The following is a 16081-nucleotide window of genomic DNA, read 5'->3' as shown; positions in this document are numbered from 1 at the left end:
CAATATGTTACATTTTCACCTGAAATGGTCCATTAAAGAAATATAAATATTTCTCGTAAACTGGTTTTCTCCAAATCTCTTCAAGTGCTCTTCCATATAAGGTAAGTTGTGTTTCATACCGATTACCGTACTTTTGAATTACAGAATCCGTTATCTGGTTTGGCATGGCGTCTGTTTTATAGTCGATAATCATCCAACCATCTTGATGAGGAATAGCACAGTCGATAACCCCTTGAATTAACACCTGCTCATCCGTTTCACCTTGCCAATCCGCATAAACCTCATGTGCCGGTAGTACAAAGCTGAACGGTATTTCTCGATGAACTTCTTCAGCTTGAATGACTTGTTGACCGAGCTCTGATTCTAAAAATGTAATGATGTCCTGTGCGTTAATTGTTTCCGCTTCTTCCTCCGTCAATATTTCCTTGGTTACATAGGAAACGACCATCTCATTAATTTCTGCTGCGGTCCATACCTTTGTCAATGGAAGGTGCTGCATCACTGTATGAAGTGCACTACCTTTTTCCGATGCTGTTAACGATTTTTGTTTTTGCATGAAACGTGGTCGTTTCACAATCGGTGTTTTATAAGCCTCGATTAATTGGTGATCACTAAATTCATCTTGTAATTGTCTTTGTCTTTTAAGCTCCGTCACCGATTGTTTGGCCCGATGGACAGCTGCTAGTTTGTGCTCGTATTCGAAGGATAAGATTCGATTCACTTCTTCGTCTACCTCTGCGTCTAAATTTGGGACCGGCTTCCATTCTGTAATAACTTCCTGTAAATCGAAGTCTTTCTCTGCATCCTCTTCCTTCAGATTAGCAAGCTCACTACCATGGACAATCTCTACGTTCCAAGAAGATTGATCCTGACGAATGTCTTCTGGAACTTGAATAGTTAGATCCACATTTCGGAGCTTTTCGTTTGCTACATGACGAATTAGCGAAGGCGCTACCCAATCTAAATAGCTTTTCGTTTCTAATCGATAATGAGGAGGAAGTACCCACTCCGGATGATCGATAATCTCTTGCCATTTTTCCTGTTTTTTCTCAAAGGACGCGACATTTCCTACCATCACAAGTTTTTCCTTGGCTCTTGTTAGGGCTACATAAAGCACGCGCATCTCTTCTGCTAGCAATTCTCTTTGCTTTTCTTTTTTAAGTGCATGGTAAGCTAGAGTTGGATACATAATCCGTTTCACCGGGTCAATATACTTGCTGCCAAACCCTAAATCCTTGTGCAACAAGTACTTTTGCTTTAAATCTTGTTCATTGAATTGCTTATCCATTGCGCCAAGAATAACGATTGGAAACTCTAATCCTTTACTCTTATGGATGGTCATAATTCGGACAACGTCTTCTTGCTCTCCAAGTGCACGAGCTGCTCCCAGGTCATCCCCTCGTTCCTCCATTCGCTCGATAAAACGCAGGAATCGAAATAACCCTCGGAACGATGTAGCTTCATAGCTTCTTGCCCGATCATAGAGTGCCCGAAGGTTCGCCTGTCTTTGTCTGCCACCAGGGATTCCACCAACAAAATCATAATAACCGGTTTCTCGATAAATTTGCCAAATCAAATCAGATAAAGAACCTTGGCGAGCTCTTCTTCTCCACTCTTGGAGCTGCGTCCTAAATTGTTGTAGCTTTTGCCTTTTATCTGAATCCTCTGTTTCAAACGTAATTAACGCATCATAGTAGCTATCTTGCTTACGGTTTAAACGAATTTGGGCTAAGTCTTCTTCATTTAGTCCAACAATCGGAGAACGTAAAACCGCGGCTAATGGAATATCCTGCTTTGGATTATCAATAACCTTTAAGACACTGAGCATTACTTTTACTTCAATGGCTTCAAAATAGCCAGTGGAAAGCTCCGCATATACTGGAATTCCTTGTTTTTTTAATTCTTCAACAATCGTTGGTGCCCATGTCATGGATCGCAGTAGGATGACGATATCGCGGTATTGAATATCTCGTTGTGTTCCAGTCGCTTTATCCACGACTTTTAAAGGGGGGTGACTGTCATTCCCAATCCACCCTTTAATACGCTGACCATAGGCTCTTGCTTCTAGCTGTGCTTTCTCTAAATCTTGAAAATCCTCTTCGCCGTCCTGCTGGTCTTTTTCTTCGTTCGTCTCACGGTCGATGATGACTAATTCCGCTTCAGCATTTTGTAGCGTTAATTCATCATAAATTTTATTAGCATAAATGAGCTCTGCATCTTTCTCGTAATTCATTTCCCCAACTTCTTCATTAAGAAGCTGTCTAAAAATATAGTTTGTCGCAGATAACACTTGCTCTCTACTCCGGAAATTTCTTGCTAAATCGATTCGTTTACCAGGATGGGCTTCCTCGGCAAATTGCTTGTACTTATTCAAGAACAAGCTCGGTTCGGCATGACGAAAGCGATAGATACTTTGTTTTACATCTCCAACCATGAACATATTTCCCGCATGCTCTTGGTCTGAAATGAGAGATAGAATAGTTTCTTGAACAAGGTTAGTATCCTGATATTCATCTACGAGTATCTCGGTAAACTTTTGCTTAAACTCTCTGGCTACGCTGGATGGCTTCCAATCCCCCGGTTGAGAGGATTCATCCATTAAAATGTGCAAGCAGTAATGCTCTAAATCAGAAAAATCAACTAGTGCTTTTTCCTTCTTCATTGTTTCATAGCGTTCTTTGAAGTCACGAACAAGCACCGTAAGCTGTTTCATGGTTGGATAAAGCTCATTCATATCTTGCAAGTACGATGAAAGCTGACGGGAAAACCAATCCTCCGCTAAGCTTTTCCATCTTTTTTTATAAGAGTCACGGAGTTTCTTTGTTTTCTCTTTCTTTTCATCCGAACAATCCATCTTTTTACGAGATAAAGCAGGAAAGCTTCGTCCTAACAACGTGTCTCGCAGTTCATCCCAAGACATTGCCAGTTTTGCCTTCGCTTCTTGGATCATTTGTAAATCTACTTCAATCGCCTCAGCATATTGGTATGGACCGTCACTTTCCTTTGTTAACGCTAGGGCGACTTCCGCTTCCGTTTGCATCGCCTGTAGCTGGCTGCCTACTTCTCTTTTAATAATAGACAGCCAGGGAATAGAGGACTCATCTGCATCCTCGCTGACTTCGTACATGCTCGCCATTTCATCCAACCATGCATCCGGTGATGGATGTTGCATCGCAAAGTGGAATAAAGTAGAGATTAATTCCTCTACTTCCAAGTCACTTCTGTCGTTAGAAAAACGATCAACAACCTGAAAGAAAGCTGCTTGCTCTTCGTCTTCCTTCGCATACCAATCTTCAAACAACTCTTCCATTACTTCTTGACGAATCATATCTGCTTCAATGTCATCCGCAATTCGGAAACCTGGATCAATATCTAGCAAGTATGCATGTTTCTTCACAACATCTAAACAGAACGAGTGCAGAGTTGAAATGGATGCCTGCTGCAATAAGGAAAGCTGCTTTTTTAAATGATGAGAGCCTGGATTCTGTTCTAATGATTTTTCTAAGGCTTCTCCAACTCTATTTCGCATTTCTTGTGCTGCTGCATTTGTAAACGTCACAACAAGTAAACGGTCAATATCAATTGGATTTTCTTTGTTTAATAACTTCTGAATAATTCGTTCTACGAGAACAGCCGTTTTTCCAGAACCAGCTGCAGCAGCTACTAGAATATGACTGCCATGCGAATAAATTGCCTCTTCTTGTTCCTTCGTCCACTGCGGCATTACTGATCGTCCTTTCTTCGAATTGCTTCTAATACATCTTCGTCTTTCATATCTTGTAATCTACGATAATTGTTTTCTTTCAGTGTCGGATCAAACTGACATACGGAACGGAAGGAACAGTACGTGCAAGCGGTCTGTTGCTTCTGCTGAAATGGGTTTAAATCTACTGTTCCATTTGTCATACTTAAGCCAGCGTCCGTCATTAACGCTCGGATGTGTCCTTGTAATTGCTGGAACGTCTCTTTTTCTGCCGTATGAGAGCCCTTGCGGAACTCTCCCGTCTTTTTCAGTCCTGCAGGGACGATCTTACTTATTCCACCATCCATATGAATATCCATCATTTGGGCTATTTGCTTATCCTCTAATAGCAAGCCTTGCATTTTAAATTTCTTAAATAAAGCCTCTTCAATATCTAAATCAGACGGCTTTTTATTATCTGAAATCATCGGATTATGCACATGGAAGTACAATACTCCGGCCGGAGAAGCTTTAACACCAAGCCATGTTTCAGAATGCTCGAGCACAACATCTAAATACGCCAGCATTTGAAGTGCTAATCCATAATACACTTCCGTTAAATTCAAGCCTTTCGCACTAGATTTATAATCAATAATTCGTAAGAATAATTGATCCTCCAATACACCTTTGTCTACCCTGTCAATTCGGCCCCGTAATTGGATTTCATAGCCATTCGGAAGGTCCAATGTGATTGGTGGAAGCTGTTGATTCGGACCAAATCCAAGCTCTAAACCTACAGGTGAAAACTTGCTTTGACGAGCTTGCTCTCCTAGTACAAAAGCAGCACGTGCAATGACTTCCTGTAGCTTTTGTTGAATATATTGGTAACGATTTGAGCTGTGTAATATTTGGTGCTGCAGAATCGGGCCTAAATGCTGGATTGCTTTTCCCGCATATCGTGCCGCATCCTCTTTCCGCATATCCGCAAACTCTTTCCCCTCTTGCTGAATCCATTCTGTAATTTGCTTTAATGCTTCGTGGAAAAGCTGACCTATATCCGGAGCATCTAGCTTATACGTTTTTCGTTCCTGCAACCCTAAACTATATTGAGCAAAATGCTGATAGGAGCATCGATAAAACATTTCTAAACGAGAAACACTCGCAAGCACCTTCTTAGGATAAAGCTGCTCTGTTGTTTTTTTAGATAAGTTCATCGGCACGTTTTGATAATAAAGACTTTGCAAGATGGTGTACGTCGTACTTGCTTTGTCTTCTCGTTCCACGTACCAATTCAATACATGATACCAAAGCTGATCTACTGGATACCCTCTTAAGCTTTTTGCTAACTGTGCGGTAAGCGCAGCTCTTGTTTTAATCGGTGTTGTAATAAAACGCTTGGCATCCTTTTCTTCGTCTGCATCTTGTAATAAAGCATGTTGTACATTCGGAAATAGGGCTTCTATCCGTCGGATTAATTGAGAAGGTACCTTCGATTTCCCTTCTTCATCACTTAATGGATAACTAACCCAAAGACGATCTCGTGCTGCAGTGAAAGCAAGATATACGTAAAACCAATCATCTAACAATTGGCGTTTTGTACCATCTGCTAGCTTCATTCCATGCTCTGCTAACAGTTCACGCTCTTCCTCCGTAATCATGCCATCGCTTGGCGGCTTCATTGGCCATACGCCTTCGTTCACTCCTAATAAGAATGCACACTTAACCCCCATCATCCGGGAACGGTCAATAGATCCGATGACGACATGGTCCATACTCGGTGGTACATGCGAGAATTTAAGGGATTCTAAGCCTGTTTCTAACACCGTTCGGAAAACGGATAGTGACAGCGATTGCTCCCCAATGATGTCGACCATCTCATCTAGCAGTTGGATAACTCCGTCCCACACTTGCTCTTGTTCACGGCCAGATTCATTCTCGCCTTCTTCGTCATACTGATTGCGAATGGTTTCTAGCTGTTGTGGAACCTCCATCTCTTCTAACCACGTATATATGGCTTCTGCTCGTTCCACTACGGTTTTAGCACTGCGGAGGTTCGTGTCAAAGTCTTTTAAGGCCGTTTTCACTTGATCTCTATAATGATTGATTTTCTCTTGCATTTGTCGTTCTTTATCTGTTTGGGACGCTTGGTCAAAACCTCTAAAGCGTTGGAAAATCCACGGCTTGTCCTCTAACCAACGACTTCTTCCCCGAATTCCGTACTCAAGCACATAATTCTCTAGTTCATCAATCGCATCTGGTGTCAGAGGGTATTCTGTATCTGTTATTGGAATAAAGCCTGTTTTTAACAAACGAAATACGGCATCGTATCGCCAGTTTCCTTCCACTACATCTAATCCAGACCGAATAAGTTCTATTAACGGATGGTTCAGCATCGTACGTTTTTCATCAATAAAAACTGGAATACCATAATCCTCAAACACGGTATCAATTAAATCATGGTACACCTCGGTTTGACGGATAAAAACAGCCATGTCTTTATAGCGATATCCATTCTCTCGGACTAAGCGAAGAATTTCCTGTGCTACTCCTTCTACTTCTGCACGTGGATGAACAGCTTGAAAAATTTGAATAGGTGCCGCTTCTTGATACGCTGGTGCTGGACGTACATCAAAATATTTTTCTAGGTGGGCAAAATATGGCCTATCTTGAAACCTACCATCTATCGGTTCTAATAGAATAGGAGATTCTACTTCCATGCCAAGCTCCCTAGCAAGTGATGCTACCGTTTGATAGGTTTCCTTCGTTTGGCAGAATAAATCTAACTCTGAAACGGGTTCTGTCTGTGCTGGATGGTCCATCGTTAGCGTGACCGTGACCTGTTCAGCCCGCTTTAATAATGCCTCCACAACAAGCAATTCCTGTGGGGTAAAACGGTGAAACCCATCTAAGTAAATCTCGGAACCTACTAAAAAATCTGCCTCGCCTATTTTCTCTGCTAACAGCTGGAGCTGGTCTTCACTATCCATGTAGTGACCTGCAAGGGCTTCCGTCATATGATCAAAAATATACGTTAAATCATCTAACTTATTTCGCAACGCCAATTCACCTGGATACGGGTGCTTGTACTGGTCCATCGTTGCCATTTGCTGTCGAAGAAGATCTGGCGTAATTCGATATCGTTTAAATTCCGCAAGCATCGTTTCCAACTGCTGAATAAAGCCTTGTTTTTCAATCGCTTTTTGAAACATGCTCCAGTCGCTCGTTCGTTCTTCTGTAATTTTTCTTAGGAGCATTTGAAGCCCTGTCGAACTAATATGCTTCCTCGTCCCCCCACCTGTTTCTTGAAGGACTCTCCATGCTAATCTCGAGAAGCTAAATACTTGTGCACGAATACTACCGGTTAATCCTTCTTTTTTGAGTAGGGCATACTCTTGCTGAAAGGTCATTTGGTCAGGCACAATATATAGAATTGGAGCCCCTTGTGGGTTCTGTTTTAATTTTTCTTCTATTTCACGGAGAACTTCGCTACTCTTCCCCGCTCCTGCTTTTCCTATCATAAATCGGATTCCCAACGAACTCTCCTCCTACATTTTTCATCTAGTTCTATTTTATCATGTTTGTTTACTAGATAGGTCCGTAGAAATTTGGCATTTCTATCATATATCAAGAAGAGGCTGTTCACCTCGGCAAGTGAACAGCCCCCTGTACTTTTTTCATTTCATTTTTTAATATTTGAAGCTAAAACCTACTTGAGACACCGGCCAGTAGCGTATGTCTACCTTTCCAACGACTGTGTCCTTTGATACAAATCCGAAGGAGCGACTATCTAAGCTCTTTCTTCGGTTATCTCCCATAACGAACAAGTGACCTTCTGGAACTTCTTGCTTTCCTGTTATTCCTTCTAATGTGAAGTCTTCTGTCAATATTCCATTTGCTTCTTTTTTAAAGGAATCTAAGTAGTGCTCTTCAATTTTTTCTCCATTTACATACAATTGATCGTGTTTATATTCAATCTGGTCACCAGGTAAACCAATGACTCGTTTTACATAATCCTCTTCTTTATTCGCATGGAAGATAATGACATCAAAGCGATCAATGTCCTTCCAATCATAGACGACCTTATTCACCATTAATAAATTTCCATCATACAACGTCGGTTCCATGGATTTTCCGTCTACAACATAGCTTGCAAATAAAAAAGAACGTAAAACCGCTGCCAATACAACACCAACTAGTACCGTCCGAGCTATTTTCCATAGTCTTCTTTTATTCATGTTAATTTCCTCCAAGGTCTTCTTATAAGAATTTTACCCCGGAGAAGTTTGTTTTAATCATTTCATTTTTGTTACTTGTGTCGTTTCGTCCTTTTCCCTTTGCTCTGCACGCTTTTGAAGCTTTTTCTCTAGAAATTTCCCAAACAACCAGAACAAGACGATACAAACCCCGACCACGATTGTTTTTACAGGTTTTTGAGCAAAGGATACAATACTATCCCCGACATAAGCAATGGTAAAAATCATGACGGTTTTTCCTAATAGAACCGCCAACACAAACTGTTGAATGCTTATCTTTGTTAATCCCGCTACAACATTAATAATGGACGATGGTGAAAACGGAAAACACATCAATAAAAATAGAGGTCCAAACCCATGACGTTCCAACCAGCTCGTCACTTTCTTAACCTGCTTATGATTTCTTAACCAAACGAAAAACCGTTTTTGACCTAGCCTTCGAACAATGAGAAATACACATACCGCTCCAACACTTGCTCCAATCCAGGAAAATAGAAACCCTTCTAATAATCCATATGCTGCTGAATTGGCTAATACAAAAACAACAAGTGGAAGGAAAGGCAGAAATGCCTCTAAAAATGGAAGAACAATACCTGGTATAGGTCCCAAGCTTTCATAGCTATTTAATAGTTGCTTAATCAAATCGTCTAATCGATCGTTTTCCACCATTTCTTTAATTTCTTGCATATCTATGTCGAATAAATACATGCTATTCAAAACTCCTCTTGGCTTCTCCCATAGACTCTTATCCTCTAGTTTCCCTACATTCATTGTAATGTAAACTTAGAAAAAATCATATCCTCATTCTTTTTCTTATTCGACATGCATTTCTTTTCATTTACTCGCATATGCTAATGTTGTATAATAGAACACACGTTCGTATAAGGAGGGGAACACCATTGCGCTATCTCAACCAGGAAGAGTTTGAACTGGCTTCCCGATTTTTATTCCTTTCCATGGCCATTCTCGTTATTCGCCAGGACATAAACCAGTTTAAAAGAGGAGTCTTTAAGATTAAAGAACCATATCTTGAGTTATTAGAAGAAATGGAACAAATAGCGACAACAGAGAGAAGAGCACTTCGCCAACGCATGCAACGCATGCAATTACAGGTGGTCACCTCTACAAAAAATGACTCCTTTACTTCCTTTCTCTTTATTTGCAAAGGAAGAGAAGAAGAAAGAAACTATTTTAACCCTGCTATTCGAAAGAAAGTGGAAATTATTTTAAAAGAACTGATGAAAAAAGCACTATCTCATATAGAACTTCCTTCCGCTACGTAATACAGCGTATAATGGAGAAAAAAGGAGGGGGAAGGATGACACCATCTATCGCCTTAGTAACAGGAATCGGACATCAAGGAGATATTGGAACAGCTATTTGTCGCCGATTAGCTCAATCTGGCCACGATATATTTTTTACCGATTGGGGGAGTAAAGGTTGGAGTGAAACATTTCAAGAGGAAATACGTGAAGTCGGGGTACGTTGTGGAAAAGCAACCATAGATTTGGCTCAACGAAGCTCAGCTACCGAATTACTTGATGCGGTTACGAAACAAATAGGCTTCCCGACGGTGCTCGTGAACAATGCTGCTTACTCCGTAAATGATGGCTATCAGCATTTGACCGCAGAATTATTGGATCGTCACTATGAAGTGAACATGCGCGGAACGATGTTGTTAAGCGTCGAATTTGCTAAACGGTTTGCACAAACAGGATTAAAAGCAGGTAGAATTATTAATATGACCTCCGGCCAAGCCAAAGGTCCTATGGTAGAAGAATTAGCCTACGCGTCTACTAAAGGGGCGATTACTGCATTTACTTCCACATTATCTGCCGAGATTGCACCTTTAGGTATTACGGTGAATGCCGTTAACCCTGGCCCCACCGATTCCGGTTGGATGACAGAAGACATAAAAGCATACTTAGAACCAAAGTTTGGCTTAGGCAGAATTGGTGCTCCGGAGGATGCTGCGCGTCTTGTTAACTTTCTAGCTAGTGACGAAGCAGCATGGATTACCGGCCAAGTGATTGATTCAGAGGGTGGCTTTCTTCGAAATTAGTGTGGAATCGATGCGTCATTTTTTTGCTGCATCGGAGATTTCTCTTCTTCTGTTTCAAACAACTCAGACAGATTGTATGTAATGCCGAGGGAATCCAAAGAGATCACCGTATCCCCATCTTTTTCTTGAATGAAAAACGCTTCATCCTCAGAATCATTCGTATTCGTTAACATAGGTTGGAGCGTTTTTTGAAATAAAGAGGTTCCGGTATTAGCTACATTGGACCCTTTTTCTAATACTTCTTTCGGCGTAAAATCAAAAAATACGACGAGCGCGAGCCCCACCACGACTAAAATCGTGGCTGCTTTAAATAACGATTTCACAATAGAAGTGACCACAACCCAGGCTGCTCCAATTGCTAGTACTCCTAGGAGAGGATGATCCAGAAGGTAATTGATTGTTTCTTGCATCCTTTAAGACCCCTTTCTTCGATGTCGACTCATTCTGTACTAGTATCTATTGTTATTCGCTATTTTAAACAACGCTTCTACAAGAAATTCGGGGCTTTCGCTTTTCATTACATCCCATCTAACACCATACAATCCCATTCAGATTTTATTAATTGTTAGTAAAACATAAAAAATAAAAACAACATATAATTATTGAAAAAGAGAAGAAGAATAATCTATTAACACTCCCGAAATAATTAAAAAAGCTCCCAAAATTAGTGGTACTTTCTTTTGATTTATACTTTTTTTCAAGTTGATATATGATAATCCCAACAAGAAGGATGTAAATTCCACCATAGTTCACTGAAACCGAAGTAGTATTAAGATATTGAAATACACCCGCTAACGAACCCATAACAAAAATAATTAATGGAATTCTTAATTGACAAGTCAAAAAAACACCTCAATTTATAGAAGCTTTCTAAAATCAAATATAGGTTATAACTGTGAATAGTCATAGATGCTTACAAGCTACAAGTAATGGATCACCTCCCTAAGAGTAAAATCACCCTACAAATATATGTATCAGGATACTAATACAACTATTACCACGTTATATAAATACTTTTTTTAAATAATTACTAAAATTAGGGATTAAAAAAAGAAGTTTACTAGTGAATCTGTATTAAAGATTTCATTTTCAAGATTGATTAACTTTCGTGAAAATATAAAATTAAAAGAAAAACATCTATTAAAAAAAATAAAGTCACACTAGTGAATTTACATAGTTTAGTAGGTGTTTTGACCTTGTTGTCGAATTGGTTCCTTTAACGCGAACTCTTCGTTATTTAGAATAGCAAAGAAAGAAATGTAGGTCTTCCACTTTTCATTTTTAGTAATAGAGTAATCAATTAGGTATTAACTAGCTTGGAAAAGGTTCGGCAACCATATCTCCTTTATTTTTCCTGAAGAATTTTACTCGATTATCCAATAAGTATCGAAATTGTGCGGTTCGTTGAATTTGGTTCATCATTGATCCGTAGGAAACGTCGACTTTGATAGAAGTTCCATTTTTGAAGTGAACGATCGTCTGTTGAAAAGAAGTTTTTTCAAGTCGATCAATATGGGAATGAGCAATCCATGAGCAATTTGGATTCTGAGGTGAGGTGGTTGGAAAGAAGTACATCCCACTTGAAGGATCCATAGAAATAGGTGCTTTATGTGTAATACCACAGACTTCTTTAGTTCCGTCCTGCCGACCTTTCAGACTACTTCCAAAAAACTTACACCCTTGATCAACTAACTTACTTGGAGAGGAGGAAACATAGAAGCTATCTTCTACTTCTAAGATAAGACAAACTGGTGCACCATCTACCGTTTCTTTCACAATTGCACACGTATTCGGGGTAATTTCGTATTCATTTAACAATTTTCTATCATCCTTTCGCAAAATGGTAAATGAAAAGCGAAAGACCTACTACAAATGTACCATATCTCTCTAAATACTGTCCATATTTTTCCAAATTATCCATTAAAAATACATTTTATCGGTATAAGGTGCACCAGCTTCTTCAGGAAAGACTCGTTCATAAAGTTGGTTGTCATCCAAGCCAAAATCAGGATTTAAAACAGAATTAATCTCAAGCTCGAGCCGCTCTTTTTCCTTCTCCATCGAACCACCTCCTTTTCCCTTATTGTGAACGTAACTCCTTTCTTTTAATCAAAAAGCCTCGAAGCAATCGCTCGAGACTAATCTCTTCTTTCTATTTCTCTTTCTACCATCTGAATCCTCTCTGAGATTGTTGGATGACTAAACCTGAGCCATTTAATCCACCAAACTGGACTGATATCACTTTGCGATTGAACAGCAAGTCGTCTATAACTATCCGCAGCTGGCTGCAGTTCTTCCGTATGTTCTATTGCATATTGATCTGCTGAGGTTTCCATTTCCCTTGAAACCCACATCGAAACCGGTTGGAATACAAACAGCAGGAAAGACGTAATTAGAAGAAGGTATGGTATCGCTCGAACGTCTGTCGGTGCCTTGTGCTCTCTACTGCCCCACCATTTTCGGAATAAGACAGCAAGAAGCCACAAGATAACGAAGCTCATCAGTAAGTAGCCAATTACACCAACGAGAACGTGATGCTTTACATAATGCGCAATTTCATGGGCAAGAATAAATAAAATCTCATCCTCTTTCATGCCTTGTAGGGTCGTATCCCATACAACAATTCGAGCATTGCCAAAGATTCCATTTACATACGCATTAAACGTTGTCGTTTCCGAGCTTTTGTCCATTTGTAGCAAGGTTACATCTTCAATATTAGCTTCTGATACCAGTTGTAAAATATCTTGCTTTAAAGGAGTTTCTTCCATCGGCTGAAAATCATTGTATAAAGGGTCAATCCAAATCGGTTGGACATACACAAGGAATAGTGCAATCGGAATGGATAGGAACCATAATGCCAGCCACCACATCTTCGGTAACCGCTTGATGAATTGAAGTGCTGCAACAATGATAAACATAAGCCCAAGGAAATATAATAGATTACTTATCCCGTAGTCCATAAACCAATCGAGATAGGATTGTTGACTTATTCCATACTGTTTCATGACTTCATACCAACTGAAATCAAATGGGAACGTAATCAGTACATATAATCCAAATAATTTCGTTCCATACCAAAGAACAGATTGTGATTGGCTGCCAGAAAAAGAGAAACGATCCTTGGTTCTTTGATGCTTAATAACCGCTAAAAGTAAAAGCCAATCGAGTGGAATGGTAGTAAAAAACATGGCATGACTTAAGCTAGCAAAGTTACTATTCACAAAGCTATCAAGCGGATATGCGAATAAAAAGTAGCTCCAAATCACAAGAACATACACGATGTAGCCAATTATGTACTTTTTCATCCCTTCCCTCCTTCTATTCAATGAGTATGAATTACTTTTTGACATAAAGGAGTTAACATATACCCTATGTACACTCCTAGTATATTCAAAATAAAATCATCTATATCCCATGCACCCGAATGGCTTAATAGTTGAACAGATTCAATACTTATAATGAGAACGAGTGGAAATAGAAAATTCATTCTTTTACTTCTACTAGGATAACTAGCTTTCCACCACAGACCAACAGGAATGAAAAGTCCGATATTGGCTGCTAAATTATAAAACGCAATTAAAAAAGAAACGCGCCCGCTTAAATAAAACTGTATCGTTTGAAACGGAATGAGATTGATCGTTAAGCCTCCTGTACTAGAAGGACGGAAAAATAGAAGGACGATAAGACCAATACTGTAACATGCAAACAAACTAAGTAAAAAAGATTTTGGAATATATATGGAGGCGCTTCTCATCCATAGTGCTATAAATAGAAAGAAGGTGGTCCAGCAAACCCAAGTCACAACGATGACGATGGAATGCAAATACACGATTAACGGTTGAAGAAAGGGGTACACCATACAGAAAATAATTTGAGATAGAACAAATACCCAAATGACAAAACGCTTCATGCGAACCACGCTTTCTAGAAAAAGACCTCTGCGAGAGGATCAAGCAGAGGCTCTTTTTATCTTTAATACATCAAATCAATGAACTCTTCTTTAGATATGTTTCCTAAGTAATGTTTAATATCTAAATCACTTAACGCTTCTTCGATTTGTTTTCGCTCATAACGAATGCCAGTCAATCGTTCTTCAATATCACTTACTTCCCCTACACCGAAGAAGTCTCCATAGATTTTCGCGTTTTCAATCATCCCTTTGTTCACGTTTAAGCGGATATCTACGAGGCCAGCTGGGAATTTATGCGACTGCTGGATATTGGATGCAGGAGATTTTCCGTAGTTCCACTCCCATTTTTGATAGCGCTCTTCTGATAGTTTCTTAATGTTATTCCAATCCTCATCGGTAAGCTCATAAGTCGGAACATCTTCTACATTTTCCACGCCGAAGATGTTGCGTAAAATGATTCCTTTAAATTCATCCATAGATACTTTTTCATCCATAAATTCTGAAATATTCGCAACACGACTACGTATGGATTTAATTCCTTTTGATTCGATTTTTTCTTTCCGTACATTTAATGCAGACACCACATGTTCAATTTCGGAATCATACATTAAGGTACCGTGACTGAACATACGTCCGCGTGTTGAAAATTGAGCATTCCCAGATATTTTTCTTCCATTTGCCACTAAATCATTACGACCTTGTAATTCAGCAGGAACACCTAGCTTGTTCAACGCTTCTACAACTGGTTGTGTAAACTTCGCAAAATTGTGGAAGCTATCTCCATCATCCTTCGTAATAAAGCTAAAGTTTAAATTTCCTAAATCATGATAAACCGCTCCACCACCAGAAAGACGACGAACAACATGAATTCCGTTATCCTCGACATACTTCGTATTGATTTCTTCAATTGTATTCTGGTTTTTTCCAATAATAATGGATGGCTCATTAATGTAAAAAAGTAAATATGTATCGTCTGCGCCAAAATTCTTTAACACGTATTCCTCGATTGCAAGATTAATATGGGGGTCCGTTATCCCTTTATTATCAATAAATTTCACGAGAATCCTCCTCTATTTTTTACTCCTTATCCATTGTAAATCAAACTTGCCCTATCGACAATTTTCCTGACTAGGATTCAAACGTATATCCTTCCTTAGCTAGCGAAATTTCTCCCGAAAAGTAGTGACGTGCTTCTGTTAACAACTGCCCATGTGTTCCATGGTGCGGTAAATGACTGAGTAGCAAAGTCTTTACTCCTGCTTTTTTGGCAATTTCGGCCCCTTCCTTACTGGTCATATGTCCTGCAGCCGACCCATCCTGTTCTCCATAAAAGTTACAATCGGTTATTAACAAATCAGCTGACTGTGCAAACGGGATAAACGATTGTTGAAATGACGAATCCGCTGTGTACACGATTGCGGACTCCCCATCTGTTATACGCATGGCATAACATGGGACAGGATGCTTAGTCAGCAAAAATGTAATTGAAAACGGGCCGATCTCTAGTGTTTGATTCGGGTCATAGCCAATTGCTTTTGTATATTCATGGCTCAAGCTTTGAAACCCTTCTGGATCCTCTTGGTGGCCATAGATTGGCAGTATATCCCTCGTTCCATGCATCACATTCTGAACAAGCCAAGCATATTGAAGTACTCCAATATCGGCAATATGGTCTTGATGGTAGTGGGATAACAATACAGCATCTAACTCCTTGACGGGTTTAACATGTTGTAAGCGAGATAAAGCCCCACTCCCACAATCCACTAACAAAGAAAACCCATCTTGCTCTAATAAGTAGGAAGAAGTAGCGCCACCCGCCTCAGGGTATGCACCCCAAAATCCAATGACTGTTAATTTCATGACATTCACCTCATTTTAAAATTGTTATAAAACAATATGTTGAATTTAATTAACTGTTATAATACAATTAAATTACTATAAAACAGGAGGGATTCACTTGAAGAGCATCGTTGAGTTTTTTCGTACCTTGCCTAAGAAAAAATGCTCAAAGTGTGGCAACAGCATACTAGAGAAAGCGGATTGCTATGGAAATGTATGTGATGAATGTGACCATCCCGCTAGATAATAATCATTGTACCCGATAGCAGCTTACCTATAAGCTGCTTTTTTTATTATAGTATAGGATGTACAATATCATATTAATGTATGGGAAT

The 16081-nt window shown here is 39.5% G+C and carries 14 protein-coding genes; 3 read left to right on the top strand and 11 right to left on the bottom strand.

Features of this window, described 5'->3' with window-relative positions; translation table 11 throughout:
- Positions 1-7: 7 nt before the first annotated feature.
- The 4 genes from addA to FN924_RS05930 all read right to left on the bottom strand — a co-directional run bounded on the left by addA (position 8) and on the right by FN924_RS05930 (position 8643).
- Positions 8-3724 (bottom strand): helicase-exonuclease AddAB subunit AddA, encoded by a 3717-nt coding sequence (gene addA / locus FN924_RS05945; protein ID WP_143892646.1) that lies wholly within the window; start codon positions 3722-3724, stop codon positions 8-10.
- The gene (gene addB / locus FN924_RS05940) at positions 3724-7215 is read right to left on the bottom strand and encodes a helicase-exonuclease AddAB subunit AddB (RefSeq protein WP_143892644.1); all 3492 of its coding nucleotides are present in this window, start codon (positions 7213-7215) and stop codon (positions 3724-3726) included. The genes addA and addB overlap by 1 nt, the downstream gene beginning before the upstream one ends.
- A 153-nt stretch (positions 7216-7368) precedes the next feature.
- Entirely contained in the window at positions 7369-7917 is a 549-nt protein-coding gene (gene lepB / locus FN924_RS05935) for a signal peptidase I (RefSeq protein WP_143892642.1), read from the bottom strand.
- Positions 7918-7974: 57 nt separating this feature from the next.
- A complete protein-coding gene (locus FN924_RS05930; protein ID WP_143897139.1) occupies positions 7975-8643 on the bottom strand; it encodes a TVP38/TMEM64 family protein in 669 nt (222 codons plus the stop codon).
- Positions 8644-8834: 191 nt separating this feature from the next.
- Here FN924_RS05930 and FN924_RS05925 point away from each other — a divergent pair, with 191 nt between their 5' ends.
- Both FN924_RS05925 and FN924_RS05920 read left to right on the top strand, forming a co-directional pair.
- Entirely contained in the window at positions 8835-9218 is a 384-nt protein-coding gene (locus FN924_RS05925) for a YhjD family protein (RefSeq protein WP_143892640.1), read from the top strand.
- A gap of 35 nt (positions 9219-9253) precedes the next feature.
- Entirely contained in the window at positions 9254-9997 is a 744-nt protein-coding gene (locus FN924_RS05920) for an SDR family oxidoreductase (RefSeq protein ID WP_143892638.1), read from the top strand.
- Here FN924_RS05920 and FN924_RS05915 read toward each other — a convergent pair.
- The 7 genes from FN924_RS05915 to FN924_RS05890 all read right to left on the bottom strand — a co-directional run bounded on the left by FN924_RS05915 (position 9994) and on the right by FN924_RS05890 (position 15767).
- The gene (locus FN924_RS05915; RefSeq protein ID WP_143892636.1) at positions 9994-10407 is read right to left on the bottom strand and encodes a hypothetical protein; all 414 of its coding nucleotides are present in this window, start codon (positions 10405-10407) and stop codon (positions 9994-9996) included. The two genes, FN924_RS05920 and FN924_RS05915, sit on opposite strands and share 4 nt — an antisense overlap.
- Before the next feature lie 901 nt (positions 10408-11308).
- The gene (locus FN924_RS05910) at positions 11309-11815 is read right to left on the bottom strand and encodes a competence protein ComK (protein ID WP_143892634.1); all 507 of its coding nucleotides are present in this window, start codon (positions 11813-11815) and stop codon (positions 11309-11311) included.
- A gap of 102 nt (positions 11816-11917) precedes the next feature.
- Complete coding sequence (locus tag FN924_RS18825) at positions 11918-12058, bottom strand: hypothetical protein (RefSeq protein ID WP_158633949.1); 141 nt, start codon at positions 12056-12058, stop codon at positions 11918-11920.
- Positions 12059-12135: 77 nt separating this feature from the next.
- Positions 12136-13302, bottom strand: coding sequence for a M48 family metallopeptidase (locus tag FN924_RS05905; RefSeq protein ID WP_267129010.1), 1167 nt, complete (start codon positions 13300-13302; stop codon positions 12136-12138).
- Between the two features lie 17 nt (positions 13303-13319).
- Complete coding sequence (locus FN924_RS05900) at positions 13320-13907, bottom strand: VanZ family protein (protein ID WP_143892630.1); 588 nt, start codon at positions 13905-13907, stop codon at positions 13320-13322.
- Between the two features lie 62 nt (positions 13908-13969).
- Positions 13970-14965: a lipoate--protein ligase gene (locus FN924_RS05895; RefSeq protein WP_143892628.1), complete on the bottom strand. Its 996-nt coding sequence runs from the start codon at positions 14963-14965 to the stop codon at positions 13970-13972.
- A 70-nt stretch (positions 14966-15035) separates the two neighbouring features.
- On the bottom strand, positions 15036-15767 hold the full coding sequence (locus FN924_RS05890; protein WP_143892625.1) for an MBL fold metallo-hydrolase: 732 nt from the start codon (positions 15765-15767) through the stop codon (positions 15036-15038).
- A 97-nt stretch (positions 15768-15864) separates the two neighbouring features.
- Here FN924_RS05890 and yhfH point away from each other — a divergent pair, with 97 nt between their 5' ends.
- Complete coding sequence (gene yhfH / locus FN924_RS05885; RefSeq protein WP_143892623.1) at positions 15865-15993, top strand: protein YhfH; 129 nt, start codon at positions 15865-15867, stop codon at positions 15991-15993.
- Positions 15994-16081 lie beyond the last annotated feature (88 nt).

It is taken from the genome of Radiobacillus deserti (genome assembly GCF_007301515.1).
Classification (GTDB): Bacteria; Bacillota; Bacilli; order Bacillales; family Amphibacillaceae; genus Radiobacillus; species Radiobacillus deserti.
Note: the sequence above shows the minus strand (reverse complement) of the source record. Positions and strands in the feature narration are given on the sequence as shown.

What these genes read in the sequence shown, in the direction of transcription:
- FN924_RS05930 (WP_143897139.1), bottom strand. Translation starts at nt 8,643, where the DNA reads ATGTATTTATTCGACATAGATATGCAAGAAATTAAAGAAATGGTGGAA.
- FN924_RS05915 (WP_143892636.1), bottom strand. Translation starts at nt 10,407, where the DNA reads ATGCAAGAAACAATCAATTACCTTCTGGATCATCCTCTCCTAGGAGTA.
- FN924_RS05890 (WP_143892625.1), bottom strand. Translation starts at nt 15,767, where the DNA reads ATGAAATTAACAGTCATTGGATTTTGGGGTGCATACCCTGAGGCGGGT.
- FN924_RS18825 (WP_158633949.1), bottom strand. Translation starts at nt 12,058, where the DNA reads ATGGAGAAGGAAAAAGAGCGGCTCGAGCTTGAGATTAATTCTGTTTTA.
- FN924_RS05905 (WP_267129010.1), bottom strand. Translation starts at nt 13,302, where the DNA reads ATGAAAAAGTACATAATTGGCTACATCGTGTATGTTCTTGTGATTTGG.
- addA (WP_143892646.1), bottom strand. Translation starts at nt 3,724, where the DNA reads ATGCCGCAGTGGACGAAGGAACAAGAAGAGGCAATTTATTCGCATGGC.
- FN924_RS05920 (WP_143892638.1), top strand. Translation starts at nt 9,254, where the DNA reads ATGACACCATCTATCGCCTTAGTAACAGGAATCGGACATCAAGGAGAT.
- FN924_RS05900 (WP_143892630.1), bottom strand. Translation starts at nt 13,907, where the DNA reads ATGAAGCGTTTTGTCATTTGGGTATTTGTTCTATCTCAAATTATTTTC.
- lepB (WP_143892642.1), bottom strand. Translation starts at nt 7,917, where the DNA reads ATGAATAAAAGAAGACTATGGAAAATAGCTCGGACGGTACTAGTTGGT.